The organism is Pseudomonas sp. AK181 (assembly GCF_051122975.1).
Lineage (GTDB): Bacteria > Pseudomonadota > Gammaproteobacteria > Pseudomonadales > Pseudomonadaceae > Aquipseudomonas > Aquipseudomonas lactis.
In genome coordinates, this window is the sequence record NZ_CP146348.1 from 2,801,476 (window position 1) to 2,827,083 (window position 25,608).

23 protein-coding genes are annotated in these 25,608 nt (G+C 59.3%); 10 read left to right on the plus strand and 13 right to left on the minus strand.

Annotation, left to right across the window (positions count from 1 at the left end; genetic code table 11):
- Positions 1–69 precede the first annotated feature (69 nt).
- Positions 70–891: an AraC family transcriptional regulator gene (locus tag V8689_RS13025; protein WP_034135456.1), complete on the plus strand. Its 822-nt coding sequence runs from the start codon at positions 70–72 to the stop codon at positions 889–891.
- On the opposite strand, the gene V8689_RS13030 is transcribed toward V8689_RS13025, so the two are convergent.
- Both V8689_RS13030 and V8689_RS13035 read right to left on the minus strand, forming a co-directional pair.
- Positions 884–2,074 carry an MFS transporter gene (locus V8689_RS13030; RefSeq protein WP_056784672.1) on the minus strand — a complete coding sequence of 397 codons (1,191 nt, stop codon included), beginning with the start codon at positions 2,072–2,074 and terminating at the stop codon, positions 884–886. The two genes, V8689_RS13025 and V8689_RS13030, sit on opposite strands and share 8 nt — an antisense overlap.
- Positions 2,071–3,093 carry an alpha/beta hydrolase gene (locus tag V8689_RS13035; RefSeq protein ID WP_056784676.1) on the minus strand — a complete coding sequence of 341 codons (1,023 nt, stop codon included), beginning with the start codon at positions 3,091–3,093 and terminating at the stop codon, positions 2,071–2,073. The genes V8689_RS13030 and V8689_RS13035 overlap by 4 nt, the downstream gene beginning before the upstream one ends.
- Before the next feature lie 163 nt (positions 3,094–3,256).
- On the opposite strand from V8689_RS13035, the gene V8689_RS13040 reads away from it, so the two are divergent.
- Positions 3,257–4,180 (plus strand): AraC family transcriptional regulator, encoded by a 924-nt coding sequence (locus V8689_RS13040; RefSeq protein ID WP_056784678.1) that lies wholly within the window; start codon positions 3,257–3,259, stop codon positions 4,178–4,180.
- Here the strand turns inward: V8689_RS13040 and V8689_RS13045 are convergent.
- Together V8689_RS13045 and proP are read right to left on the minus strand one after the other, a co-directional pair.
- Positions 4,155–4,661 carry a GAF domain-containing protein gene (locus tag V8689_RS13045; RefSeq protein WP_056784681.1) on the minus strand — a complete coding sequence of 169 codons (507 nt, stop codon included), beginning with the start codon at positions 4,659–4,661 and terminating at the stop codon, positions 4,155–4,157. The two genes, V8689_RS13040 and V8689_RS13045, sit on opposite strands and share 26 nt — an antisense overlap.
- Before the next feature lie 53 nt (positions 4,662–4,714).
- Entirely contained in the window at positions 4,715–6,217 is a 1,503-nt protein-coding gene (proP, locus tag V8689_RS13050) for a glycine betaine/L-proline transporter ProP (protein WP_032892100.1), read from the minus strand.
- 301 nt (positions 6,218–6,518) lie between these two features.
- On the opposite strand from proP, the gene V8689_RS13055 reads away from it, so the two are divergent.
- From V8689_RS13055 to V8689_RS13070, 4 genes are all read left to right on the plus strand, one after another.
- Positions 6,519–7,043: a GNAT family N-acetyltransferase gene (locus tag V8689_RS13055; protein WP_056784684.1), complete on the plus strand. Its 525-nt coding sequence runs from the start codon at positions 6,519–6,521 to the stop codon at positions 7,041–7,043.
- A gap of 149 nt (positions 7,044–7,192) precedes the next feature.
- Positions 7,193–8,596: an MFS transporter gene (locus V8689_RS13060; protein ID WP_056784685.1), complete on the plus strand. Its 1,404-nt coding sequence runs from the start codon at positions 7,193–7,195 to the stop codon at positions 8,594–8,596.
- Positions 8,597–9,197: 601 nt separating this feature from the next.
- Positions 9,198–10,304: a cell division protein ZapE gene (gene zapE / locus V8689_RS13065; protein ID WP_056784688.1), complete on the plus strand. Its 1,107-nt coding sequence runs from the start codon at positions 9,198–9,200 to the stop codon at positions 10,302–10,304.
- 165 nt (positions 10,305–10,469) lie between these two features.
- Positions 10,470–10,961 carry a GNAT family N-acetyltransferase gene (locus V8689_RS13070; protein ID WP_003190875.1) on the plus strand — a complete coding sequence of 164 codons (492 nt, stop codon included), beginning with the start codon at positions 10,470–10,472 and terminating at the stop codon, positions 10,959–10,961.
- A gap of 101 nt (positions 10,962–11,062) precedes the next feature.
- Here the strand turns inward: V8689_RS13070 and V8689_RS13075 are convergent, their stop codons facing one another.
- From V8689_RS13075 to V8689_RS13105, 7 genes are all read right to left on the minus strand, one after another.
- Positions 11,063–11,275 carry a hypothetical protein gene (locus V8689_RS13075; RefSeq protein WP_056784690.1) on the minus strand — a complete coding sequence of 71 codons (213 nt, stop codon included), beginning with the start codon at positions 11,273–11,275 and terminating at the stop codon, positions 11,063–11,065.
- Positions 11,276–11,428: 153 nt separating this feature from the next.
- Positions 11,429–12,463: a DUF1214 domain-containing protein gene (locus tag V8689_RS13080; RefSeq protein ID WP_056784693.1), complete on the minus strand. Its 1,035-nt coding sequence runs from the start codon at positions 12,461–12,463 to the stop codon at positions 11,429–11,431.
- 28 nt (positions 12,464–12,491) lie between these two features.
- On the minus strand, positions 12,492–13,445 hold the full coding sequence (locus tag V8689_RS13085) for a SphA family protein (protein WP_056784694.1): 954 nt from the start codon (positions 13,443–13,445) through the stop codon (positions 12,492–12,494).
- Positions 13,446–13,482: 37 nt separating this feature from the next.
- On the minus strand, positions 13,483–14,889 hold the full coding sequence (locus tag V8689_RS13090) for a DUF1254 domain-containing protein (RefSeq protein WP_434520724.1): 1,407 nt from the start codon (positions 14,887–14,889) through the stop codon (positions 13,483–13,485).
- A 67-nt stretch (positions 14,890–14,956) separates the two neighbouring features.
- Positions 14,957–15,748 carry a hypothetical protein gene (locus V8689_RS13095; protein ID WP_056784701.1) on the minus strand — a complete coding sequence of 264 codons (792 nt, stop codon included), beginning with the start codon at positions 15,746–15,748 and terminating at the stop codon, positions 14,957–14,959.
- Between the two features lie 491 nt (positions 15,749–16,239).
- Positions 16,240–17,982 carry a phosphoethanolamine transferase CptA gene (locus V8689_RS13100; RefSeq protein WP_032892095.1) on the minus strand — a complete coding sequence of 581 codons (1,743 nt, stop codon included), beginning with the start codon at positions 17,980–17,982 and terminating at the stop codon, positions 16,240–16,242.
- A gap of 157 nt (positions 17,983–18,139) precedes the next feature.
- On the minus strand, positions 18,140–18,301 hold the full coding sequence (locus V8689_RS13105) for a DUF6026 family protein (protein ID WP_003190881.1): 162 nt from the start codon (positions 18,299–18,301) through the stop codon (positions 18,140–18,142).
- A 274-nt stretch (positions 18,302–18,575) separates the two neighbouring features.
- Between V8689_RS13105 and gnd the strand changes: the two genes are divergently transcribed.
- The 3 genes from gnd to V8689_RS13120 are packed head-to-tail and all read left to right on the plus strand — an operon-like array spanning position 18,576 to position 21,900.
- Positions 18,576–19,559: a phosphogluconate dehydrogenase (NAD(+)-dependent, decarboxylating) gene (gene gnd, locus V8689_RS13110; protein ID WP_003190882.1), complete on the plus strand. Its 984-nt coding sequence runs from the start codon at positions 18,576–18,578 to the stop codon at positions 19,557–19,559.
- Positions 19,556–21,079 (plus strand): glucose-6-phosphate dehydrogenase, encoded by a 1,524-nt coding sequence (zwf, locus tag V8689_RS13115; RefSeq protein ID WP_056784704.1) that lies wholly within the window; start codon positions 19,556–19,558, stop codon positions 21,077–21,079. Before gnd ends, zwf begins: the two co-directional genes overlap by 4 nt.
- Positions 21,076–21,900 (plus strand): Cof-type HAD-IIB family hydrolase, encoded by an 825-nt coding sequence (locus V8689_RS13120; protein WP_032892092.1) that lies wholly within the window; start codon positions 21,076–21,078, stop codon positions 21,898–21,900. Before zwf ends, V8689_RS13120 begins: the two co-directional genes overlap by 4 nt.
- A gap of 66 nt (positions 21,901–21,966) precedes the next feature.
- Here the strand turns inward: V8689_RS13120 and V8689_RS13125 are convergent, their stop codons facing one another.
- Positions 21,967–22,227 (minus strand): hypothetical protein, encoded by a 261-nt coding sequence (locus tag V8689_RS13125; RefSeq protein ID WP_032892091.1) that lies wholly within the window; start codon positions 22,225–22,227, stop codon positions 21,967–21,969.
- A 344-nt stretch (positions 22,228–22,571) separates the two neighbouring features.
- On the opposite strand from V8689_RS13125, the gene V8689_RS13130 reads away from it, so the two are divergent.
- Positions 22,572–23,894 carry a sigma-54 dependent transcriptional regulator gene (locus V8689_RS13130; RefSeq protein ID WP_056784706.1) on the plus strand — a complete coding sequence of 441 codons (1,323 nt, stop codon included), beginning with the start codon at positions 22,572–22,574 and terminating at the stop codon, positions 23,892–23,894.
- 361 nt (positions 23,895–24,255) lie between these two features.
- Here V8689_RS13130 and V8689_RS13135 read toward each other — a convergent pair whose 3' ends face one another.
- On the minus strand, positions 24,256–25,563 hold the full coding sequence (locus V8689_RS13135; protein ID WP_056784711.1) for an autotransporter domain-containing protein: 1,308 nt from the start codon (positions 25,561–25,563) through the stop codon (positions 24,256–24,258).
- Between the last annotated feature and the right edge of the window lie 45 nt (positions 25,564–25,608).

Genomic DNA, 25,608 nt, shown 5'->3' on the forward strand with positions numbered 1-25,608 from the left:
GGAGGCGGGCGGCGGTGATGTGAACCGCCACTCCATCTGGACTCGGCGTTTATGCTAGATTCGGCGCCAATGCCTGTCTCGCGCAATTCGGGCAGAAACCATCGCAAAAAGGGCGAAATGATCAAATCACTGGATAAATTTCTGCGAGAAATCGATGAGGGCGACTGGGCCGTCATCAGCTCGGCCACCGATTACCCCGAAAACTGGGTGATCCCCGAACACAGCCACAACAAGCACCAACTGCTGTACGCCATTGGCGGTGTGATGGTGGTGTACTCGGCCCTGAGGCAATGGACGGTGCCGCCCAATCGTGGCTTCTGGATGCCTTGCGGTCAAGTTCACTCACTGCGCTGCGTGGGCACGCTGCAGATGCGCAGCGTGTTCGTACGCCCGGACAGCTTCCCCAACCTGCCGGCCGAGCCCAAGACGGTGACGGTCTCGCCGCTGCTGAGTGAACTGATCAAGGCCTCGGTGAGCTTGAAACCGCCGTATGCCGAGGATTCACGCGACGCGCGGATCATGCACCTGATTCTTGATGAGCTGGCCATCCTGCCGGCCTTGCCGCTGTCTTTGCCCCAGCCTGCCGACCCACGCCTGAGCCCGATTTGCCTGGCGTTGCAGGACGAGCCGAGTGATGCCTCCACCGTCGCCGACTGGAGTGCGCGGTTGGGGTTGGACCAGACCACCATCCAGCGCCTGTTCCGCAAGGAAACCGGCATGACCTTCGGCCAGTGGCGCCAGCAAGCGCGGCTATTGCTGGCGCTGGAACGCATTGCGGTGGGGCAGAAGATCATCGATGTGGCGTTTGAATTGGGCTATGAAAGCCCCAGCGCTTTTACCAGCATGTTCAAGAAGCAGTTTGGCAAAACGCCGAGTCATTTTTTCAAGTAGTGCTGCTCGCCATGCGCGCATGAGCCGTGCGGCGCGATGCCAGGTAAGCCAGCAGCGTGGCAACTACCAGCAAGGCGGCGCTCAGCTCGAAGGTGGCCTGATAGCCGCTCAAGTCGAATGCCACGCCACCGACGGTGGCGCCGGCGGCAATCGCCAGCTGGATGATGGCGACCATCAACCCCCCGCCGGCCTCGGCGTCGTCGGGCAAGGCGCGCGCCAGCCATGTCCACCAGCCAACCGGTGCAGCAGTGGCCACCAGGCCCCAGCAGCCCAACAGCACAGTGGTGGCAATCGCTGAACCGCCGAACGCCACCAACGCAAGGGCGATGCCGGCCATGATCAACGGGATGGCAATCAGCGTCGGGTAGAGGTGGCGCTTGAGCAAATGCTCAATCAACACCGTACCCGCCAGACCCGCCAGGCCGAGCACCAGCAGCATCAACGACAGGGTGGATACCTCAACCCGGGTCACGCCTTCCAGGAACGGCCGCAGGTAAGTGAACAGCATGAACTGGCCCATGAAGAACAGGCTGACAGCGCACATGCCCAAGGCCACCTTGGGGTTTTTCAGCAGGCGCAGTGCATTGCCGGTGTTCGCTGCGCCGCTGTGCTTGAGCGCCGGCAGGCTCAGCCACAGCCAGGCCAGCGCAATCACGGCCACTGGCACCACGCAAAAGAATGCGCCGCGCCAGCCGATCAGGCCGCCGAGAAAGCTGCCCAGCGGCGCCGCAATCACCGTCGCCAGGGCGTTGCCACCGTTGACGATGGCCAAGGCCCGTGGCACTTGGGCGGGCTCGACCAGGCGCATTGCCGTGGCCGCCGACAGCGACCAGAAGCCGCCAATCGCCACGCCAATCAACGCGCGACCGAGCATGAACACCGCGTAATTCGGTGCGAACGCCACCACGCTGCCAGAGACGATCATCAGCAGGGTCAAGGCCATCAGCAGGCGCTTGCGATCCATCCGCGCGGCAACCGCCGCGATCACCAGGCTGGTGAGCAGGGCAAACACCCCGGACACGGAAATGCCCTGGCCGGCCTGGCCTTCAGTGATCTGCAAGTCAGCGGCCAGCGGTGTCAGCAGGCTGACCGGCATGAACTCGGAGGCGACCAAGGCAAATGCCGCCAGCGACATCGCCAGCACCGCGCCCCAGCGTTGCGGTTGAGGGGTAACGGAACTCACTGCAAGTGGCTCTGGAAGAAGGTGGTGAGCGTGTCAAACGGGATCAGTTCGACGCGGTCGTACAGGTCTACATGGCCGGCGTTGGGGATGATCAGCAATTGCTTGGGCTCGGCGGCGCGTTGATAGGCGTCTTCACTGAATTCACGGGAATGCGCGTCGGCCCCGGTAATCAGCAGCAGCGGGCGTGGCGAGATCGTCTCGATATCGTTGAACGGATAGAAGTTCATGAACTTGACGTTGCTGGTCAGCGTCGGCCGGGTGGTGGTTTGCGATGAGGCGCCTGCCGGGGTGACTTCGCCGCGCGGGGTGCGGTAGAAGTCGTAGAACTCGTCGCCGATCGGATCGCCGGTGAGGCTCAGCGGCGTGCCGCCGGTGTAGAGGGTCTCGCCGCCCTGGAATTCTACATAGCGCTGGTTGGCGGCCTGGCGCAGGATCTGCTGGCGCTGTTGCAAAGTCATGCCGTGCTTGAGGCCATTACGGTTGGCCGCGCCCATGTCGTACATGCTGACGGTGGCGATTGCCTTGAGACGCGGATCGATCTTCGCCGCACTGATCACGAAACTGCCGCTGCCACAAATGCCGATGGCACCGATGCGCTCCCGGTCGACCTGTGGGCGAGTGCCAAGAAAGTCCACGGCGGCGCTGAAGTCTTCCACGTAGAGGTCGGGCAACACCGCGTTGCGTGGTGTGCCGGCGCTTTGGCCCCAGAACGACAGGTCCAGGGACAGGGTCACGAAACCCTGTTCAGCCATTTTGGTGGCGTAGAGGTTAGCGCTTTGCTCTTTGACGGCGCCCATCGGGTGGCCGACGACAAGGGCTGCGTGCTTTGAGCCCGGGGCAAGGTGCTTGGGCACGAACAGCGTGCCTGCGACCTGCATGCCGTATTGATTGTTGAAGGTGACCGGTTCGGCCGTCACTGTGTTGCTGCTGTAGAAATTATCCGCACCGTTAGACATATCGGCTCCAAATGAAGAAAGAGAAGTCACCAACAAACCCAAGGCGAGCAAGAGGCGTTTCATAGGGATGTTCCTTGTGAAATGTCCGCACATTTTCCGGGTGACGGCAGGGCTTCTGTAGTGCATTTGAGTGGATTACTTGCCTGATCCTCTGAGTTTAAGCGCCAGGTAACGACGCCCGTGGCTTGCGCGGGTAAAGTGCAATGAAGCATTGAAAGGGTCTGCCATGACGTCCACTCCCACCCCATTGAACGCGCTGATCCAGTCGATTGGTTCGCGCACGCCGTCGCCCGGCGACTACGCCATGCCGATTCCGGGCCTGGGCTTTTATCGGCGTGAGCAACCCGCTGCGCCGGTGGTGTGCATGGTGGAGCCGTGTATCGTGCTGGTGGCCCAGGGCGAGAAGCAGTTGTGGGTCGGCGGCGAGGGCTATCCCTACGACACGTCCCGGTTCCTGGTGACATCGCTGGATATTCCGGCCAATTCCGAGGTGCTGGCGGCCAGCCCCGAGCAGCCGTGCCTGGGGCTGACGTTCAAGCTGGACCTGCGCATGCTCGCCGAGCTGATCGCCCAGGGTGGCTTGCCGCCGGTGCGGGAGCGCGCAGTCATGAAGGGTGTGGGGATCGGTACGGTCACCGACGGCATGCTGGCCGCATTCGCGCGCCTGGTGGCGTTGCTGGATGAACCCGAAGCCATCCCCGTACTCGCGCCCTTGATCCAGCGCGAGATTCATTACCGGCTACTGAAAAGCGACCAGGCCGGCCGGTTGCGCCAGATCTGCTCGGTGGATGGCCAGGGCTATCGGATTGCCAAGGCCATCGACTGGCTGAAGTTGAATTTCGACGCGGCCCTGCGTGTGGAAGAACTGGCAGCGCGGGTGCAAATGAGCGCGGCGACCTTTCATCATCACTTCCGGCAACTGACCGCGATGAGCCCGCTGCAATACCAGAAATGGCTGCGTTTGAATGAAGCGCGTCGGTTGATGTTGAACGAGCACCAGGATGTGTCCAGTGCTGCGTTCAAAGTCGGGTATGAGAGCCCGTCGCAATTCAGCCGTGAGTACAGCCGGCTGTTTGGGGTGCCGCCCAAGCGCGACATGGCGACCCTGCGGGGCAGGGCGGGTGTCAGTGATCTGCCGGGGTCAAATTAGCGTAGAAAATGCAGCCAATAAGCCGTGCGAACAGGCTCAGGGTTTCCGGCAGGTTCGGGTCGTCGAACAACATGGCCCGTGAGTCCAGCGCACACAGCGCGCCGAACAGGCGGCCATCGGGCAGGAAGATCGGCGCGCCGGCATAGCTTTCGATGGCGTATTGCTTGACCACCGGGCGCGCCGCGAAACGGCCGTTCTGGCTGATCTGGGGAATGAACAGGGTGTGTGGGTTGATGCAAAATTCACTGCACAGGGTGGTTTCGAGGTCGAGTACATCGTCGACGTTGATGCCCATTTGCAGTGGGTCGTAGGCCGAACACACCACCCATTCCAGGTCGGTGAACTTGGCGATGCCGGCGAATCTCATCCCGGTCAGACGGGTGACCAGCTTGAGGATGTTGGTGGTTGCTTCAATTTCGGCAATGGCGGCGCGCTCGTCTGCGCTGAGTAACCTGTGTGCGGCGGTGACGCTTGAAACCATGCTGAACGCTCCAATGGCGTGGTCGCAGGCCGCGACCACGCACAGTCAGGTTATTAGTTGATGCGCGGGTGTTGCTGTACCAAGTTTTCCCGCTTGGTTTGCAGCGCGGCAATCTCGGCGTCGATGTCTTCGATTTTCTGCTCGATATTGTCGTGATGCTCCTGCAACAGCTCCTTGGCTTCTTCCATGTCGGAAGCTGCCGGGGCCGCGCCACGCAGGGGCTTGTTGGCGGTTTCCTTCATGGTCAGGCCCGTGATCAGGCCAACCACTGCGAACACCATCAAGTAATAAGCGGGCATGTACAGGTTGTTGGTGCTCTCCACCAGCCAGGCCACCGCAGTGGGCGTGACACCGGCGATCAGTACCGAGACGTTGAAGGCACTGGCCAGGGCGCTGTAGCGCAGGTGGGTGGGGAACATTGCCGGCAAGGTCGACGCCATCACACCGATAAAGAAGTTCAGCACTACCGCCAGAATCAACAGGCCGCCGAAGATCAGGCCGGTCTTGCCGCTGGTGATCAGCATGAAGGCCGGGATCGACAGGAACAGCAGGCCAATGCTGCCGGCGATGATGAACGGCTTGCGGCCGATCTTGTCGCTGACAAAACCAATGAACGGCTGCACGAACAGCATGCCGACCATGATCGCGATGATGATCAGCACGCCGCTGTTTTCGGCGTAGTGCAGGTTGTGGGACAGGTAGCTCGGCATGTAGGTGAGCAGCATGTAGTAGGTCACGTTGGTGGCCGCGACGATACCGATGCAGGTCAGCAGGCTGCGCCAGTGCTTGGTGGCGATTTCCTTGAACGAGACTTTCGGGCCGTGGCTCAGGCCTTCGCGGTCACCCTGTTCGAGTTTGTCGACATGCTGTTGAAACGCCGGAGTCTCTTCCAGCGCGTGGCGCAGGTACAGGCCGATGATGCCCAGGGGCAGGGCGAGGAAGAACGGCAGGCGCCAGCCCCAGGCCTCGAATTCTGCTTCACCGAGCACGGTGGAGATCAACACCACCACACCCGCGCCGAGCACGAAACCGGCGATGGAACCGAAGTCCAGCCAACTGCCAAGGAAGCCGCGCTTGCGGTCCGGGGCGTATTCAGCCACGAAAATCGACGCGCCGGTGTACTCACCGCCCACCGAGAAACCCTGGGCCATTTTGCACAGCAGCAACAGGATCGGCGCCCAGATGCCAATGGAGGCATAGCCGGGGATCAGACCGATGGCAAAGGTGCTCAGGGACATGATCACGATGGTGGCGGCGAGGACTTTTTGCCGCCCGTACTTGTCGCCCAATGCGCCGAAGAACAGGCCGCCCAGCGGGCGAATCAGGAAAGGTACGGAGAAGGTGGCCAGCGCTGCGATCATCTGCACGCTGGGGGAAGCGTCAGGGAAGAACACCTTGCCCAGCACATAGGCGACAAAGCCATAGACGCCAAAGTCGAACCATTCCATGGCATTGCCAAGTGCGGCAGCGGTGATCGCCTTGCGCATCTTGTTGTCGTCGACAATGGTGATGTCTTTCAATCCAATGGGTTTGACGCGTTTTTTACGTAGTTTCATGCGGGCCACTCAAAAGCTGAACAGGGGAGGTGCCATCGCTACGATGGCACCGCTCTGTCAGTTCAGATACAAGTGGACACGAAATAATTCACCGCTTTGTGTATTTTTTCTCCCATGGGTAAAAATGCCTGGTTCAGGAGGCCGATGCATGGCTACCGGAAAAACAGATCAAATGTGGGAGCTGGCTTGCCTGCGAAAGCGGTGGTTCAGTTAAATATTTAGTGACTGGCACTCCGCTTTCGCGGGCAAGCCCGCTCCCACAGGGGGCATTGTCAGTCAGGCAAAACAGGGAAGTCATCTAATGCCAAACAGCCATTCACGCCTTACCTACCGCCAACCACGGGCCGCAGACGTTCAGCGATTGTTCGCGATCTTCGGTGATCCACAGACCCACTTGTTCAATCCTGCCGGCCCGCTGCCCAACTTGGATGCGGCTCAACGGCTATTGGATCACTGGCTTGAGCAATGGGCATCCCAGGGTTACGGCTGGTGGGCGATTGCCCGCAAAGAGAGCCCCGAACACATCATCGGGTTTGGCGGCATTGCGCCACTTAACTATCTGACGCAGCGGCGCATCAACCTTGGCTATCGCCTGGCCGTCGAGGCCTGGGGGCAGGGGTATGCCACTGAGCTGGGTCGTGACGCCCTGGCGCTGGCGTTCGGCACCCTGTCTTTACCGGAAGTCTTCGGCCTGGTGCGGCCCGATCATGCTGCGTCGATCCGCGTATTGGAGAAGCTCGGCATGCAACGCTTTGGCCTGCTGGATGATGTCCCCGGTCAAGCGCCCAGCCTGGTGCTCAGGGTTTGTCATCCTACAACTGCATAAGCCTGACATTTTCCTATTCCACGTAAATCCTCGATAAGCGGCAATCTTTACGATTGACACTGCGTGAGCGTCTCGCTATAAAACTCGCAGTTGTACGACGACATATGACGTTACATATGTCCTACCTAACAAAAATAAAAAGTGATGCCATGAATCTGAACGAGCCCATCAGTGCCCTTCGTGTCGGCCAGGCGGTCGGCAGCTATCGCTGGACGATCTGCGCGATGCTGTTTTTCGCCACCACGGTCAATTATCTCGACCGCCAGGTGCTCAGCCTGTTGGCGCCGCAACTCTCGACGCAGTTCGGCTGGAGCAACACCGATTACGCCAACATCGCGGCGGTGTTCCAGTTTGTCTACGCCATTTCCATGCTGTTTGCCGGGCGTTTTGTCGACAAGATCGGCACCAAGGCCGCTTATGTAGTAGCGATTGGTATCTGGTCCACCGGCGCGATCATGCATGCGTTTTCGGTGCCGATGGGCGAGGGTATCGCAGCCGTCAGCGGCGCCATTGGCCTGGCGGTGATCCCAGTGTCGATTGCCGGCTTCATGCTCTCGCGGGCGGTGTTGGCGATTGGTGAAGCGGGTAACTTCCCGATCGCGATCAAGGCCACTGCCGAATATTTCCCCAAGAAAGAACGCTCCCTGGCTACCGGCATCTTCAACTCCGGCGCCAACGTCGGCGCGATCCTGGCGCCCATCTGTGTGCCACTGATTGCTGGCATGTGGGGCTGGGAGGCGGCGTTTATGGTCATCGGTATGCTGGGTTTTGTGTGGGTAGCCGTGTGGGCCGCCGTGTACGAAAAACCGGAACAGCAAAAACGCCTGTCGCCTGAAGAGCTGGCCTACATCCGCAGCGACCAGACCGTACAGCCGTTCACCCCGGCGCCGACGGGCACCGCTGTGAAGAAAGTCTCCTGGTTCAAACTGTTGACCTACCGCCAGACCTGGGCGTTTGCCTTTGGCAAGTTCATGACTGACGGCGTGTGGTGGTTTTTCCTGTTCTGGCTACCCACCTACCTGTCTGCCCAATACGGCATGAAAGGTGCCGATATCGTGATGCCGCTGGCGGTGCTGTACAGCATGACCATGGTCGGCAGTATTGGCGGCGGCTGGTTCCCCAGCTACTTCATGGCACGCGGCGATGCCCCCTATGACGGGCGCATGAAAGCCATGCTGGTGATTGCGCTGTTCCCGCTGGTGGTGTTGCTGGCGCAGCCGCTGGGTTACCTCAGCTTCTGGATACCGGTGCTGCTGATCGGCGTGGGCGCTTCGGCACACCAGGCGTGGTCGTGCAACATTTTCACCACGGTGTCCGACATGTTCCCGCAGAAAACCGTGGCCTCGGTGGTCGGCATTGGCGGCATGGCTGGCGGCCTGGGCGGCGTGCTCATGACCAAGGTCGGTGGTTGGGTGTTCGACTATTACAAGTCCATCAACGACATCCATACCGGCTACATGATCATGTTCGCCATCTGCGCCCTGGCTTACCTGGTGGCCTGGAGCGTGATGAAGACACTGGTGCCGCGCCACAAGGAAATCACTGACCTGTAGCTTTAATGCGACGCCGCTTGCTCCCGATACAACTGTTCGGGCTGTAGCAGCAAACGGCAACCACGATGCGAAGCGAGCCGCTCTTGCTCTTGCTCTTGATCTGCTTGTGATCTTGATCTCAAGCGCCCCGTTAAACCACGCTGGCCGAACGCAGGCTTGAATTCGTGGGTAACCCGGCAGGACGCCGGGTTAGCCGCCCCGCGCCATGGATGGCGCGTGGCGGCGGCCCACGGATTCAAGCCTGCGTTCGGGCACACCGAGCCTAGGCGAGGTGCCGAGTGGTGGGGCAAGAGCCCTTTGGTTACTTTGGGGCTTTTCCAAAGTGACCCGCCGTCAGGGCGGAACCCTAAGGGGCCGTTACCTAAATAACGGATATGTACCCGGTCCAACTGTGTTGACTGTGAGGCCGTCATCGCAGGCAAGCCAGCTCCCACAGTTGGATCGTGAGGTGCCAGGTAGATAGGCGTTGGTTGGCAGGCCGTCACGGGAGCAAGCTCCCTCGCCACAGGCCCAGCGTCGCACCAAAGTCGTCTAGATACCTATGTCCGGAATGCGGGATCAAGCTGAGTACATCTCCGGTCTATCAGTCATACTGGCAAACATGACTTTCGACTCGCCTCTCGCCGCTTATCAACATGCCATCACCCAGCCAGGTTTCGTCGCCGACGACGCCCAGCGCCGGGCGGTCCAAGCCCTGCAAGCCTGTCACGAGGCCTTGCACCAAGGGCGTTCACCGATTGCCGGTGTGTACCTGTGGGGGCCGGTGGGGCGCGGCAAGACCTGGCTGATGGACCAGTTCTACCAAAGCCTGCGCGTGCCTGCGCGGCGCCAGCATTTTCACCACTTCATGGCGTGGGTGCACCAGCGCTTATTCCAGCTCACCGGCACCCAGGACCCCTTGCAGGCGCTGGCCCGGGAGCTGAGCCAGGCCGTGCGCGTACTGTGCTTCGACGAGCTGTTTGTGAATGACATCGGTGACGCGATCATTCTCGGCCGCCTGTTTCAGGTGATGTTCGAGGAAGGCGTGGTGATGGTGTGCACGTCCAACCAGCCGCCCGACCAGTTGTATGCCGATGGCTTCAACCGTGAGCGTTTCCTGCCGGGCATCGATGCGCTCAAGCAGCATATGCAGGTGGTGGCCGTGGACGGTGGCGAGGATCATCGCTTGCATCCCGGCGCAGGCATGCAGCGCTATTGGGTGAATCAACCCGAGGCACTGGCGGCGGTGTTCCGACAATTGAGCCAAGGCCAAACCGTGACCAGCGGGGCGGTAAACGTAGGGCACCGCACCATCATGACGGTGCAGGCCAGTGACACCGTGCTTTGGTGTCGCTATGCCGACCTGTGCGAGCAACCCCTGGCCGCCATGGATTTCATGCTGTTGTGTGATCGCTTCCGCGCCATCCTGCTGGGAGACGTCCCCAACCTCAGTGCACAGAAACGCCCGGGCCGAATTGCCCGTGGCACTGAAGACGGCGCCGAGCGCGTGGTGGCTGGGGATCGAGAGTTGCCGCAGTTGTCGGTGCACGATGACAGCGTACGTCGCTTTATTGCCTTGGTAGACGAATGCTACGACCGCAAGGTGCCGCTCTTTATCGAAGCCCGTGTGCCGTTGCAGCACCTGTACACCGATGGTTACCTGGAATTTCCTTTCCGTCGCACCCTGAGCCGGCTGCAGGAGATGCAACTGCAACGCTTCGCCACCTAGGAAAAATCGCTGCTTGCGGGCTCATTGCGCGCTTTGATGCGCGCAACCTTCGCACTTTCTGTCAGTTATTTGTCGCTTATCTCCTTCATCTACTGCCGACTCCACGCTTACAATCGCCCCTCTCAAAGGGAAACGATTCCCTGGTTGTCGCTATCGAGGAAGGACATGGACACCCCAGACATCCTGGTGCTGCAAGCCAGCTATACCAACGCCGTGCACGCCGACGCCATTGGCCTGCTGCTCAACCATTACGCTGAAGATCCGATGGGCGGCGGCCACAGCCTGCCAGCCGATCTCTTGCAGCAACTGCCCGCCGAGCTGGCCAAGCGCCCACACGCGTTCAGCGTGCTGGCGTTTGTCGGGGGGGAGCCAGCGGGGTTGGTCAATTGCTTTGAAGGCTTCTCGACCTTCGCCTGCCGGCCCTTGGTCAACGTCCACGATGTGGTGGTGAAGGAGCAATTCCGCGGCTTGGGCTTGAGTCAGAAGATGCTGCAAAAGGTCGAGGAAATCGCTCGGCAGCGTGGTTGCTGCAAGATCACCCTCGAAGTACTCGAAGGTAATGCCCTGGCACAGTCGGCATACCGCAAGTTCGGGTTTGACGACTCAGTGTTTGATCCCGCCCATGGGCGGATGCTGTTCTGGCATAAACCGTTGTAATAAATAACCGGCAAAAAAAGGGCGCCATTCAATGGCGCCCAATAAACCTTCGCCAACGGAGCAGAATGGCGCAGGGTGCTACGGATTAAGTAAGTATTAACTCAGCTGTTCGGTTGCGCCTGATCAACAGTCTCAGACTTAACCGATTTGCCATCGGCGCTGGCAACTTGTTGCTCAGCCTTGCCGTGGGTTTTTTCCTGAATGAAGCTGAAGTTGTTGTAGAACTCCTTGGAACGCTCTGCACCGCCCTCTGCAAAGGCGGCGGCGGAGGTCAGGGTCATCAGGCTGGCCAGCATCAAGGTCGACAGTTTCATCGCGGTATTCCCATTAAAAGTGATAGGTGTCCGGTCGCTCCGTGATCAGATCATGGAGCGACTATGGCGTTATCTTATTAAGTGGGAATTAACCAAGGCGGCCCTGAAGTTAATGTCGTCAACGTTCAGGACTGCGTGTAAGCGCTTCTATGATTAACGCACCGCTACGGGCTCAGGAAACTTCCAGCTTGCGTTGAGTATTTGCGCACGGGGTTGATACAGGCGCACGGTATAGTTCCAGCCTGGCACGATCGGCAGGCAATTGGCAGTCTCGGCACTGCAGTTCCCGAACTGAATAACGATTGAGCCATCTTCACTCTTCTTTGCCGTGAGGTTGTTCACGGTGTAGGCGTCTGCCGCATTCTTCTCGAAATACCCTTGCGCGTTATAAAGGCTGACCGACCAGAAGCCATCCACCGGCACGTCTTTGACGGTCAGGCGATAGGTTGTCTTGCCATCGTTGTTCACGGGGGTGACATTCAGGTAAGTGGCATCCTTGTCCGGGTTGCCTCCCCACGCTGACGCTGAGCCGAGAAGATGACGAACGGGGTCGACCTCGGCCTTGGTGCCGAAGGCTTTCTTGAAATCCGGGATGGTTGAAGAGAGCACCAAAAGCGCATCGCGTACTTTTTTCTGGCTGATGGGGTCCCAGGCGGGCAGTTCGAGCTTGCCCACGCTTTTCTGGCTGACGGTGATGCTGTCCTGAAGCGCGTGGACCTGTTTGACGTCTTCGGGGTTATTGGGGTCGACAAGGGTACGCACGGCCGTGACCACATAGCGGGTGCCAACATTTTCCCGGGTAAGCGTATGGGTGCCCGCACCGTAATAAACGTTAGGGGTGTAATGGTCCTCGTTGATGACCTGCAAGGACATGAACCGCTTGCCAGGGTCAGGAAAAGTAAGGGTGACCGGACCGGCGTCCAAATCAAACACCCCGGAAGAATAAAGCGTATCGCGGTTGAGCCGGATCACGGTCTGGTGGTCGATCGAGGCAGGCTCGCGGCGGTGCAAGAGCTTACCCAGCCCGCCTTGCTTGATCATCGCCGTCAGGTAGACATCGCTTTCAGCCCGCACGAAATTATCCACGGTCACCGGCACCGTGGCAGATGACTCAACCTCAGCGGCATGGGCGATGCCTGTCAGCGCCACAGTGGCGGCTACAAGGATGAAAGTTGGGCGTGTGTTCATGGGATTCCTTTCTTTGGCAGCCTTGATGTCAGAAAAAAGCCAACGTCAGATTGATGGCCACGCCATCACCTTGTGGCCGGTTTTTGGTATCGAATTCCGGCACCCAGCGCGCGCTGATGGTGGCGTCGGCGTCAGCGAATTTTCCACTCCAACCGATGACGGGCCCGGCGCCCACCGAGCGGCCGCGAAAGCCACCAAGGGCGTCGGCGGTATCGCCTTTGTCATCGGTAATTTGCTGCACGTAACCGGCAGCCAGTCCGGCGCTCCAGCCATTGGAAAGCCCAAGGGTCCACAGCGCGTCGAGGGTGAAGATGTTGCCGTTGCGGTAATGGGTGGCATCGTTCTCGGTGTAGAGCTCCAGCGCTGCCATCAGGCTGAACTCGCCACCTTTACCGTCCAGGTGAGTAAAGGCGACGGTCGGGATGAAGGTGTAATTGTTCTGCCCGGGATTGGCCAGGCGATCTTCGTTATAAGCGCCTGTAGGCACGTAAATGGGCAAGGAAAACGCAATGTGATTGACCTTGTCGAAGTGGTACCCCGCCGCAATGGGCGTGACCAGCATGTCCGCAAACTGCGTGCCGGCATCATCGTTGCCCAGGCTGCGTCCACGCGGCCCCGTGAGGCTTGCCCTGACATCGGTGTATTGAACCGGTACGCCAATGGCCGACGCGTAATTCCAGCGCCCTGGCCCGGTATCCCAGACATGAGTGAAGTTGGCCATGGTGTAAGAGACCTTCATGTCCAGCCCACTGCTCAGCTCGCCCACGATGGGCACTGACTTTGCGCCCTTGAGGCTGCCGTCGTACCAGATGCTGGTCAGCGACATCACCCAGCCGGGTTCAGGCGGGACGATGCCGGCGTTGGAGAATATTTGTTGACCCGTGATGGGCCTGCCGACGCCGCCTTCAGCGGCCTGCAAAGAGGGGCTGCACATGGCGATAAGCACGGTCAGTACCGCTGGCATCTCAAACCGACTGGGCATCAATAAGCGCTCTGCTGGAGAAATGATGGAGGGGCCATTACTGCTTCACCGGCGTCAGCAGCGGCATCTGCCATTGGCCTGTAAGGAATTGCGGCGTTGGCAGGTAAATTCTCAAGACGCCATAAAACGGGCCATCAGGCGCGGGTAGCCAGTTGTTCTGTTTGTCTTTGCCGGGATTGTCTGGCTGTACATACAGGGTAAGGCCGCCATCGGCGTCGAATTTCAGGTCCGGTAACATTCGCGAGTTGATCAGGTAGCGGTTAAGCGGGTTAGCCACCAGTAATTTGCTTTGGCCGTCATACATAGTGAGGGACCAGAACGCCTTGGCGGGTGGCAACTCACCTTTATTGAAATGCAGGATATAGGCTTGTTTTGAGGCATCGGCGGGCTTGCCCTGTGTGTCGACGAAGTAACCGATATAAGCCGCTTCCTGTGTCGAGTTGCCAAAGATCCCCATGTTCGCGCCCGCATAGCGGTAGAGGTAATTACCCTTGAGGTGTTCCCGGGTACCGAAAAAGTCGCCGCTGGTGACCTGATGGCTGTCGACTTTATCTTTTTTGAATTGGGCAAATTCGGCCTTGCCGTCGGCAATGCCCGACTCGAGTGCCTGGCGTTGTTCTGCGCTAAGCGCTGCTAAGTCAAAAGGTTCGCCCGCAGCGATGCCAATCGTTTTGAAACGGGCCAACAACGGTTTCTCCACCGGTTGAGGCGGTGCGAAGCCCAACATGAAGTTCAAATAGCGAAAGAGTTCCGGGCTGTCACTCATGTTGTCGACCGGCACAGGCCAATCCACCTTGGGTGCGGAGGCTGGTGCTGAAGAATGCTCGTACTGGCTCAGAGACTGGACGGTGTAGTCTTGCTGAATGGCCTTGACCTTGGACAGGTCCTGCTCATCGAACAACTGCGTTCGATACAGCGCATAGGCAATGTTGCTTTCACTCTGGATCACGCGGTCGATGTTGGCGGGTTTTTCGCCTTTCCAGTCCGGGCCGGCAATCATGAAGTGTCCACCTTTGTTGCCCGTGGTGCGAGTTCCCAGGTAATCGAAGTTGTGCGTATAAAGGTCGATCAATTGCACGGAGTAGTAGCGATTTTCTTCAACCGCCGGCAGCGTGAGCACCAGCGGCTCGGCTCTCAAGTCCATCCACACGAATGAATAAGGCGTGTCGGAATTGGGCGTCACGAACGCGCTGTCTTTGGGCGTGAATACCATGGCGGTATTGCCGATCTGGTTGAACGGCGCTTTGAAATTAGGCCCTTTTTCATCCACCGCCTGGGTGTACAGGGTCTTGTACATTTCTACCACGGGGTAGCCATAAAGATAAGCTTGCTTGGCGATCTCGCGGGCCTCTGAGGGTGTGGCGGTGAAGTCGGCACTCGCGGCCGTGCTCACTAGCAATGAGAGACCAGCAATCAGCGCATGCACAGGCTTTACAGTGATCATTATCAATTCCTTGTCATCGTCTAGAAATGCCCGGCCCTTGAGCCGCCATGGGTATCTCTTGCACGCACTATTTTCCAAAGGTGACGTTAAGGCCGGCGAACACGGTGAACTGTGGCAGGCCATCGCCTTTGCGCTCGACGGTCCATTGCGGCTCGACGAAGGCGTTCAGGATGTTGGTACCCGACTTCCACGCCTTGCCTACACCCAGGCCAATAGGGATGTAATGGGTGTCGTCCTTCAGATTGAAGGTCCAGGTCGCCGTTGAGCGCAGATACCAGCCCTTGGGCAGGTTATGAATGACGAACGGTTGAAAGGTGGCACTTTCGACGTGGGCTCGATCATGATCCCCGGCAAAGGAACTTTGGTACTGAACCAAGGCCCCAAGAAGGCCGCGCGGCGATGAGTCGATAGCCACCGCCGCCAGGCCCGCCTGCCATTTTCCGGTACCCAGCTCATCTTGCGCGGCGGTGGGCGCGGTAATCTGCGGACCTATACCCAGTTGTACACCGTCGGTCTTGAGCAGGAAAATATCGAATAAATTCAGATCGCCTATACCGGTGCTATAGCCGTTGTGGGGATCTGGGCGGGTGCTGATCGGCAGTGTCGCCCGCAGCAACTGGGGAACGCCGATGAAGTCATTCGGCGCGATTGGCAACGTGCCGCGCAATAAGGCGTCATTGGTATGCACATTGGTGTCATAGATCTTGGGGGTGTAGTAATCCTGAAGATTCATGCCGGGTGCGAGGTTGAGCGGGTTGTTACTTTTGTTCGCGGTATCGGCATTGTCAGCGAATGCTGCAAAGCTCGGGATCAGGGTGGAGGCCAACAGGAGCGTTCTAATACTGCAGAATTCAGACATGCTTCCATTCCTTGCCGGTTATATCGACGCGTCATAAGCGTCCAGTGAACTAGGCTAGTCACCTTTTGAAAAAATGCCTCATTTAATGGAGTTCTCTCTGGTTTTTGTTAACCAGTACTCAGCGCAAGTTGCTGGTCGATGGCGGATGGCGAGCGTGTGCCCGAGAAGAGGCGATCAGTAACGATGGTCGTGTTCTTGCGCTGTTCCAGCGTCCAATCCAGCGTGACGGCACGCGGCGCGCCCCCAATACACATGGTTGGCGTGTGACCGCCGAGATGAATTGAGGGGGGTTCTTGACGCAGAGGTTCAGCTGGTGGTGTAGGCACTGGTGTGCCCGGTAGCGAAGGTCATGGAAGCGAACATCGCTGCAGACTCCTTGTCGTCTTTGATACCTCCCCAGGCAGGGAGGGCTTGGTTCAAAGACGAAAGGAGTTGCGCAACTTCAGGGTTAAACGAGAAAGGTTGTTATCTTTCTGTTACAAGACCCTGGCTTACTTGGCCACCACTTCGGCGCCGTCGGCCTTCTTGGGCTTGATCAGGCTGAAGTCGATCAGCGCCTTTTGCTTGGTTTCGTAAGGGTTGCCGATCAACAGGGGGCGTGGCTTGAAGCTGTCGCTCACCAGGCTCTTGCTGTGGTCCAGCTCATCGAAACTCAAGCCTGCCATGTCGGCCCAGGTGTGGATCAACTGCGAACTGCTGTAAGGCCGTTGCAAGTCGCCGGCGAAGCTCCAGTCGTGGCTTTCGCGCCATTTTGGCGAGGCGTAGGCCATGAACGGGATGGTGTACATCGGCGCGGTCGGCTTGCCTTCGTTACGGCCCAAGGTGTCGTGGCCGGCGGAGTCGAACACGTCTTCGCCGTGGTCCGACAGGTACAGCAAGAAGCCGTTGGGGTCGGTCTTGGCGTAGTCCTTGATCAGGCTGGAGACCACGAAGTCGTTGTACAGCACCGCGTTGTCATAGCTGTTGTAGGTCGGCAGTTGTGCATCGCTGACACCCGCCGGCACGCCCTGGCGGTCGGTGAACTTGTCGAAGGTCTGCGGGTAGCGATACTGGTAGCTCATGTGGGTGCCCAGCAGGTGCACCACGATGAACTTGCGTTCGGCGGTATCGGCCAGGGCCTTGGAAAACGGCGCCAGTACGTCGCCGTCGTACTGACGGGCGTTCTGATTGCGGTTGTTGTTCAGGTACACCTGCTCGTCGGCCTGTTCGGAAAAGGTCGTGAGCATGGTGTTGCGCTTGGTCATGGTCTGCTGGTTGGTGATCCAGAAGGTCTTGTAGCCGGCCTGTTTCATCACGCTGACAATCGATGGCGTCTTGAGGTACAGGTCCGGGTTTTCTTCGTCGGCGAAGGTTAGAACCTGTTGCAGCGCTTCAATGGTGTAGGGGCGCGGGGTGATGACGTTATCGAACACGGCCAGTTGGTCGCGCAGCTTGTCCAGTTCCGGCGTGGTGTTGCGTGGGTAGCCGTAGAGGCTCATGCGCTGGCGGTTGGTCGACTCGCCGATTACCAGGACCAGTGTGGACGGCTGGCCGGCCATGCTGTCCTTGAGGTTGTTCAAAGGCGGGATCTTGCTCGCACTGGTGAGCATGCCTTGCATGTTGTCCAACTGTTCGGTGTAGCGACGGTAGGCGACGATCATCTGCCAAGGCACGGCAGGCTCGATGCGGGTTTCGAAACGGTCGATAGCCAATTCCATGGTTTCGCTGGTGGCGATCTGCTTGACCAGTGGGTAGCCCACCACTGCCAGGACGATGGCAATGGCTGCCACGATCGACTGGCCGCGCGGCAGGTACACCGGGCGCAAGCGCGTCCACAGGAAGATGGCGAAGGCGGTGTGGGCAATGAACGCCAGCACGATCCACCAGGCAAAGTATTGGGTCGCGTATTCGCCGGCTTCAGAGATGTTCGACTCGAACATGATGAAGATGACGCTCTGGGAGAATTCCTGCTGGTAAATGAAGAAATAACCCAGGCTCGCCATGGAACACGCCCACAGCACCACGCCGATCAAGGCGGCGAGCAGGCGCGTACGGCGCGGGAACAGCAACATCGGCGCCAGCCACAGCGCGCTCATGAAGAAGGCCTGGCGGAAGCCACTGAAGCCGGAGGTGCCGGTCAGTTGGATAAGAAGTTGGGTAATACCCGAGAAATACCAGAAAAACAGGAATAACCAGCCAAGGCCGGCCCAATCAAAGCCTTTCGCAGTCGTCGTGCTGCGTTTGAACATCGCCATCCAGCGCCCCATCAGAAAAAGATTGCCGCGCACAGGCGCGCAACATCGGGCCGCCCAGGAAGTGAGCGGCATCGCGGAACGGGAGTATCAAGAGGGGAGTGTGAAAACTTTGTGAGTTTTCTGTAGGTATTGCCTTACAAGGCTACTGGCGCGGGCTTCAGCACAGCGCAGGCTTGGCATCCGACGGCTGATCGAGATGGGCTTGAAGGTGTGAACGCAGGCGCAGGACTTCCTGTTGCAACTGATCACGCTCGTCTTTCAACTGGCGCAGTTCATCGCGACGGATGGTGACGTAGAGGGTCTGTGGCGGACGGGTCATCTGTGCTGTGCTCATTGCTTACCTCGCAAATAGCCGGTAGATCGCGGTGCCAAAACAGGTTTTTGGCAACAGTCGGAAGCAAGTTTGAATTCTTTTTCGCGCCAAGGGAACTTTTTTATTTTTGGTGGTCGTGTGACTTTTGCCGGGGTGATGGTGAAACGATGGCAATTTTTTTGACATGAAACTACACGGATCCGCTCTGGACTAACCCTCATTAGCCTCATTGCGCTATAAACTATGTCACACATTTTTTAGAAGTTAGGAGCATCAGCACATGCAACTGGGGATTATCGGACTAGGCCGCATGGGCGGTAACATTGCGCGGCGCCTGATGCTCAATGGGCATACCACCGTTGTATACGACCGTAACGAAGCCTTCGTCAAAGCCCTGAGCGAGGAGGGCGCCACCGGCGTCGCCGACCTGAAAGCGCTGGTGGCCGGCTTGCAAAAGCCCCGTGCCGTCTGGGTGATGTTGCCGGCGGGCGCGCCCACCGAAGACACCATCAACGTACTGAGCGAACTGCTGGAAGACGGCGATGTGATCATCGACGGCGGCAACACCAACTACAAGGACGACGTGCGTCGCGGCAAGGCCTTGGCTGAAAAGGGCCTGCACTATGTGGACGTGGGCACCTCGGGCGGCGTCTGGGGCCTGGAGCGTGGCTATTGCATGATGATCGGTGGCGACACCGAGACCGTGAATCGCCTCGACCCGATCTTCAAAAGCCTGGCGCCGGGCCTGGGTAACATCCCGCGCACCAAGGACCGTTCGGCCTCTGCCGACCCACGTGCCGAGCAGGGCTACATTCACGCCGGCCCAGCGGGTTCGGGGCACTTCGTCAAGATGATCCACAACGGCATCGAGTACGGGATGATGCAGGCGTTTGCCGAAGGTTTTGACATCCTCAAGACCAAGAACTCGGAGAACCTGCCAGAAGACCAGCGCTTTGACCTCAACGTTGGCGACATCGCCGAAGTCTGGCGTCGTGGCAGCGTGGTGTCGTCCTGGCTGCTGGACCTGACCGCCGACGCCCTGGCCACCGACCCGAAACTGGACGGCTACTCAGGCTCCGTGGCCGACAGCGGCGAAGGCCGTTGGACCATCGAAGCGGCCATGGAGCAGGCCGTGCCGGTTCCGGTGTTGTCGACCTCGCTGTTCGCGCGTTTCCGTTCCCGCCAGCAGAGCACCTACGGTGACAAAATGCTGTCTGCCATGCGCTTCGGCTTTGGTGGCCATGTGGAGACTTCCAAAAAATGACCGCCAACGGCAAGAAACCCAAGGCCGAACCTGCTCCACCCACCACGTTGTTTCTGTTTGGCGCCCATGGCGACCTGGTCAAGCGCCTGCTCATGCCGGCGCTGTACAACCTGAGCCGCGACGGGTTGCTGGGCGATGGTCTGCGTATCGTCGGCGTTGATCACAACGCCATCAGCGATGCGGACTTTGCCAAGAAACTCGAGGACTTCATTCGTACCGAAGCCTCCAGCAAGGTCCGGGGCAATGCCGAAAACGCCCTCGACCCTGCGCTGTGGGCGCAATTGGCCAAGGGCATCAGCTACGTCGAGGGCGATTTCCTCGACGACAGCACCTATGCCGATATTGCCAGCAAGATCGCTGACAGCGGCACCGGCAATGCAGTGTTCTACCTTGCCACTGCACCGCGCTTCTTCAGTGAAGTGGTGCAGCGCCTGGGCAGTGCCGGCTTGTTGAATGAAACCGACGATGGCTTTCGCCGCGTGGTGATCGAGAAGCCGTTCGGCTCCGACCTGGCCACCGCCGAGGCGCTCAACGCCTGCCTGCTCAAGGTGATGAGCGAGAAACAGATCTACCGCATCGACCATTACCTGGGCAAGGAGACGGTGCAGAACATCCTGGTCAGCCGTTTCTCCAACGTGCTGTTCGAAGCGTTCTGGAACAACCACTACATCGATCACGTACAAATTACCGCCGCTGAAACCGTCGGCGTGGAAACCCGGGGCAACTTCTTCGAGAAGACCGGCACACTGCGCGACATGGTGCCCAACCACCTGTTCCAGTTGCTGGCGATGGTCGCCATGGAGCCGCCGGCCGCCTTTGGCGCCGATGCGGTGCGGGGTGAGAAGGCCAAAGTGGTGGGTGCCATCCGCCCTTGGTCGCTGGAAGATGCGCGGGCCAACTCGGTGCGCGGCCAATACACCGCTGGCGAAATCGCCGGCAAGTCATTGCCCGGTTATCGCGAAGAAGCCAACGTCGCGCCTGATAGCAGCACCGAGACGTTCGTGGCGCTCAAAGTGATGATTGATAACTGGCGTTGGGTCGGTGTGCCGTTTTACTTGCGTACCGGCAAGCGCATGAGCATCCGCGACACCGAGATTGTGATCTGCTTCAAGCAGGCGCCTTATGCGCAATTTCGCGATACCGAAGTCGACGAGCTCAAGCCCACTTACCTGAAGATCCAGATCCAGCCGAACGAAGGCATGTGGTTCGACCTGTTGGCCAAGCAGCCTGGGCCGACCCTGGAAATGGCCAATATCGAATTGGGCTTTGACTACAAAGACTTCTTCGAAATGCAGCCGTCGACGGGTTACGAAACCCTGATCTACGACTGCATGACCGGCGACCAGACCCTGTTCCAGCGTGCCGACAACATCGAGAACGGTTGGCGTGCGGTGCAGCCGTTCCTGGATGCGTGGAAGCAAGATGACGGTATCCAGGCCTACAAGGCCGGTGAAGATGGCCCGGCGGCGGCCGATGCCTTGCTGGCCCGTGATGGCCGCGCCTGGCATAGCCTCGGATGAGTGACGCGACGATTCAACCCATCCGGTTTGTCCTCAGTGATGTGGACGGGACGCTATTGCATCCCGACCACAGCCTCAGCCAACGCACCGCCGATGCGATTCGCGCCATGCGCGAGGCCGGGGTGCTTTTCAGCCTGGCCAGCGGGCGCCCACCCAAGGCCATGCGGCATTTGATCGAAACCTTCGGTATTGATGTGCCGGTGGCGGGCTTCAATGGCGGTACGTTGGTCAACCCGGATGGCAGCATCCTGGTTGCCCACCATTTGCCGGCGGAAGCAGCACTGATCACCCTGGCGCTGTTTTCGGCCGAGCCGGACGTGGAAGTCTGGGTGTTTGCCGATGGCGACTGGCTGCGCCGTGATCCGCCCGGGCCCATGGTGCAGCGCGAAGCCGATGGCTTGGGCTATGGGCCGGTGGTGGTGGAGAGTTTCGAGCCATACCTGGACCGGGTCGACAAGATCGTCGCCGCCAGCAACAACACCCAGTTGTTGGTGGAGCTGGAAGCGCAATTGCAGCCGAAAGTGCAGGGGTTGGCCCAGGTGTCGCGTTCGCAACCGGTGTACCTGGACGTGACTGCGATGTTGGCCAACAAAGGCGAAGCCTTGAAAACCCTGGCCGAGCACCTGGGCGTGCCGCTGGCGCAAACGGCCGCGATTGGCGACGGTGGCAATGACCCGGCGATGTTTCATGTGGCGGGGTTGTCGATTGCCATGGGCCAGGCCGAAGAAACCGTCAAGCGCCAGGCCAATGTGGTCACCGGCAGTAATGTCGAGGACGGCGCTGCCGAAGCGTTCGAACGTTTTATTCTCACCGCACGTTAAGTACTGACGGATGACTGCACAACTTCCAGCTCAAGTTTTACTTGGGCTGGAAGTTGCTGCATGCAATTACTTCGGCATTGCCCAGTGTTGCAACTGGTGACCCTCTTTATCGAGCTCGGCGCGGGCCTGCAATAACAGGTTTTCAAGTTGAGCCGGGTCGGTATACGCAGTGGAGGACAGCTGTTTGCTGCCGATGCGGGTGTTGGTACGGTCGATGACGCTCAGGCTGAGGGCGCCAACGCCATCGTGCCAGGCCACGCACTGAAAGGGCTGGAAAGCACGGTCTGCAATCAAAAGAGCTTCGTTGATGCGCAGCGGAGCGTTCATTTGGGTCTTCTCTCTGTATGCCCATTCAAGTGAGTACCGGCGGTTGGGCTGACCGTGCGGTGGGTTACTTGTACTGATGCACGATGGTGGGGTGCGGGTCACATGCTAGGGCAAGAAATTTTAACTTTCCCTGATTGACGTCATGTAAGCGGCTGTTTTGAAAGCGCAATAAGCCTTTCACTGGCGAGCAACTTCTGGCGCGCTACGAAACAGGCATGGCTTTTTGCCCACACTTATAGCGAAATGGTACAAGGTCAGCGTCAAGATCTTGCTAGGGTTACCAGCAGTCGCCACAAACTGTTGTTTCTAAATAACTTTAACAATCTTGGCGCCAAGGAACAGTCATGATTGCGACGCCCTCCCAACGCCGCTTACTGGTGGTCGACCCCTGTGACGACTGCCACGGGCTTTTACCCGGTTTACGCACCGCCGGCTGGGAAGTGGACAGCTGTGCGTTGGAGGCGGTGGGTGAGCGCTCCTGCGATGTGGGCCTGCTGCGTTTGCAGCGTGATCATTTGGAGCGTCCCGAGGCGGTCAAGGAGTTGATTGGCCGCAGCGGCACCGAGTGGATCGCTGTGCTCAGCCAGGATGTACTGCGCTTGCAGAACGTCGGCGATTTTGTCTGCGAATGGTTTTTCGACTTCCACACCTTGCCCTTCGATGTGTCCCGGGTGCAGGTGACCCTGGGCCGTGCGTTCGGCATGGCGCGCCTGCGTGGCAAGGGCTACGCCCCGGTGGATGAGCCCCACGAATTGCTGGGCGAGAGCCGCCCCATTCGCGAGCTGCGCAAGTTGTTGTCCAAGCTGGCGCCGACGGAATCCCCGGTGTTGATCCGCGGTGACAGTGGCACGGGTAAAGAGTTGGTGGCCAAGACCTTGCACCGCCAGTCCCAGCGGCACGCCAAGCCGTTTGTCGCGATCAATTGCGGCGCCATCCCTGAACACCTGATCCAGTCCGAGCTGTTCGGCCACGAAAAAGGCGCGTTTACCGGCGCTCATCAGCGCAAGATCGGGCGTATTGAAGCGGCCAACGGCGGCACCCTGTTCCTCGATGAAATCGGCGATCTGCCGATGGAGCTGCAAGCCAACTTGTTGCGCTTTCTTCAGGAAAAGCACATCGAACGCGTTGGCGGCAGCCAGCCGATCCCGGTGGATGTGCGCGTGTTGGCCGCCACCCACGTCAACCTTGAGGCGGCGGTAGAGAAGGGCGCCTTTCGCGAAGACCTGTATTACCGCCTGAATGTGCTGCAAGTGGTCACCGCGCCGTTGCGTGAACGCCATGGCGACGTGGCGATGCTGGCCAACCACTTTTCACGTTTCTACAGCCAGGAAACCGGACGGCGCCCGCGCAGTTTCAGCGAAGAGGCCTTGGTGGCGATGGGGCAACACCCGTGGCCGGGCAATGTGCGTGAACTGGCCAACCGCGTGCGGCGTGGCCTGGTACTGGCCGAAGGGCGCCAGATCGAAGCGGTTGACCTGGGGCTGCAAGGCCAGCAAGTCATTTCGGCACCGATGGCGACACTGGAAGACTACAAGCACCGCGCCGAACGCCAAGCGCTGTGCGATGTGCTCAACCGGCACAGCGACAACCTCAGTGTCGCAGCCCGCGTGCTGGGGATTTCCCGGCCGACGTTCTACCGGTTGCTGCACAAACACCAGATCCGCTAGGGCGGGTAGACCCAATGTGAGAGCTGGCTTGCCTGCGAAAGCGGTGGTTCAGTTAGAGATTCAGTGACTGACACTCCGCTTTCGCGAGCAAGCCCGCTCCCACAGGGGATTGGTGCCTGGCGCTGATTCTGTGGGCAATGCATGACCAATGTGGGAGCTGGCTTGCCTGCGAAAGCGGTGGTTCAGTTAGAGATTCAGTGACTGACACTCCGCTTTCGCGAGCAAGCCCGCTCCCACAGGGGATCTGCGCCAGGCGCTGATTCTGTGGGCAATGCAGACCAGTGTGGGAGCTGGCTTGCCTGCGAAAGCGGTAGTGCAGTCACAGATGCAGCAACTGACACACCGCCTGCAGGCAAGCCAATCAGAAGTAATACGGGAATTTCAGGCTGAACGTAAAGTCCGGCGCATCATCGGTCATGCCAATCGCCAGGTTCGGCACGATGGTCAGGTTATCCGAGGCGGCAATCGTCATGCCCACGTTGAAATAGCCGGCGTTGGCATCGCTGGACACCACCGATTGCCAGTCGCCGCCATCTGGCTTGAGCTTGCTCTTGCGCTGCACCAGGTCGGACACCGAGAACGACATACTCATCTTCTCGTTCAAAGCAAACGCTACGCCCACCCCGAACTGGAAGCTGTCGCCCAGGCGCACCTTGCCTCCCACCTTCTGATTGACTTGACTGCTGATGTCATCGAAAGAGTCTTCAAAGTTGTGGGTGTACGACAACGAACCGAACAACACGGCCGGGTCGAAGGTCTTGACCAGGGAGATGCCCGGTGTGACCGACCAGACCCCATTGCCCGTCGGCAGGCTTTCGGGCACGTAGAGGTTGTCGTTGTTCGTTTGCTGGACCAGTTTGATGCCAAAAGGCTCCTTGCCCGTCGGTGCCTTGACGCGCACGGATACCACCGCATCCGGCAAGGTCGAAGTTTCGTCGAGGAACTTGTAGGCCACGCCAAAGTTGACATCGCCGATGGTCGGGTCGCGGGTCACGGAGCCTTCGGAGGTGGCGGTGGCGTCGTTGCCGGCGCCGCCCGACTGGTAGGTGGACTCGCGGTATACCACCGGCACGTTCAGGTCGAATTGCCAGCGGTTGTCGACGTTGTAGCGCCCGGTGAGGTCCAGGGTCCAGCTGTCGGACTTGATCCGGTCCAGGTTGATGTTGCCCAGGAAGATCGAGTCCAGCGCCAGGAAACCATTGAGGGTCAATTGGCGCGCGTCGTAACGGGCATAGGTGATGCCGGTTTCCACGCTGAACTTGCCATTGCCGAAAAAGCCGCTGGCTTCGTTGTACAGGTTGCTCACACTTTGCGCAGGGGCCGAGTCGTCCTTGAGGGCCTGGCCATAGGAACTGCCACCGCCGCCAGCGCCACCGGAGGCCGCGGCTGCGCCCGTACCGCTAGCCGCGACAGTGTTAGCGCCGTTCTTGAAGTCGGCAGGTGATTTAGCCAGGCGCCTGGGGGCAGGCGTGGCCGGTTGATCCTCGACCTGGCGCACACGTTGCTCCAGCACGGCCAGGGCTTTTTGCTGCACGTCGTAACGTTGCTTGAGTTCCAGCAGTTCCTTCTTCAGGGTTTCGATGTCAGCGTCTGGCGCGGCATACAGCACGGATGCGGGCAAGAGCGTACTCAAACAAACCACCGCACGAAGCGATAACGATCGATGCATGAAATAAGCCGTCCTTTTCTAATGCGTAAGTGTCGAGGGTCAGCG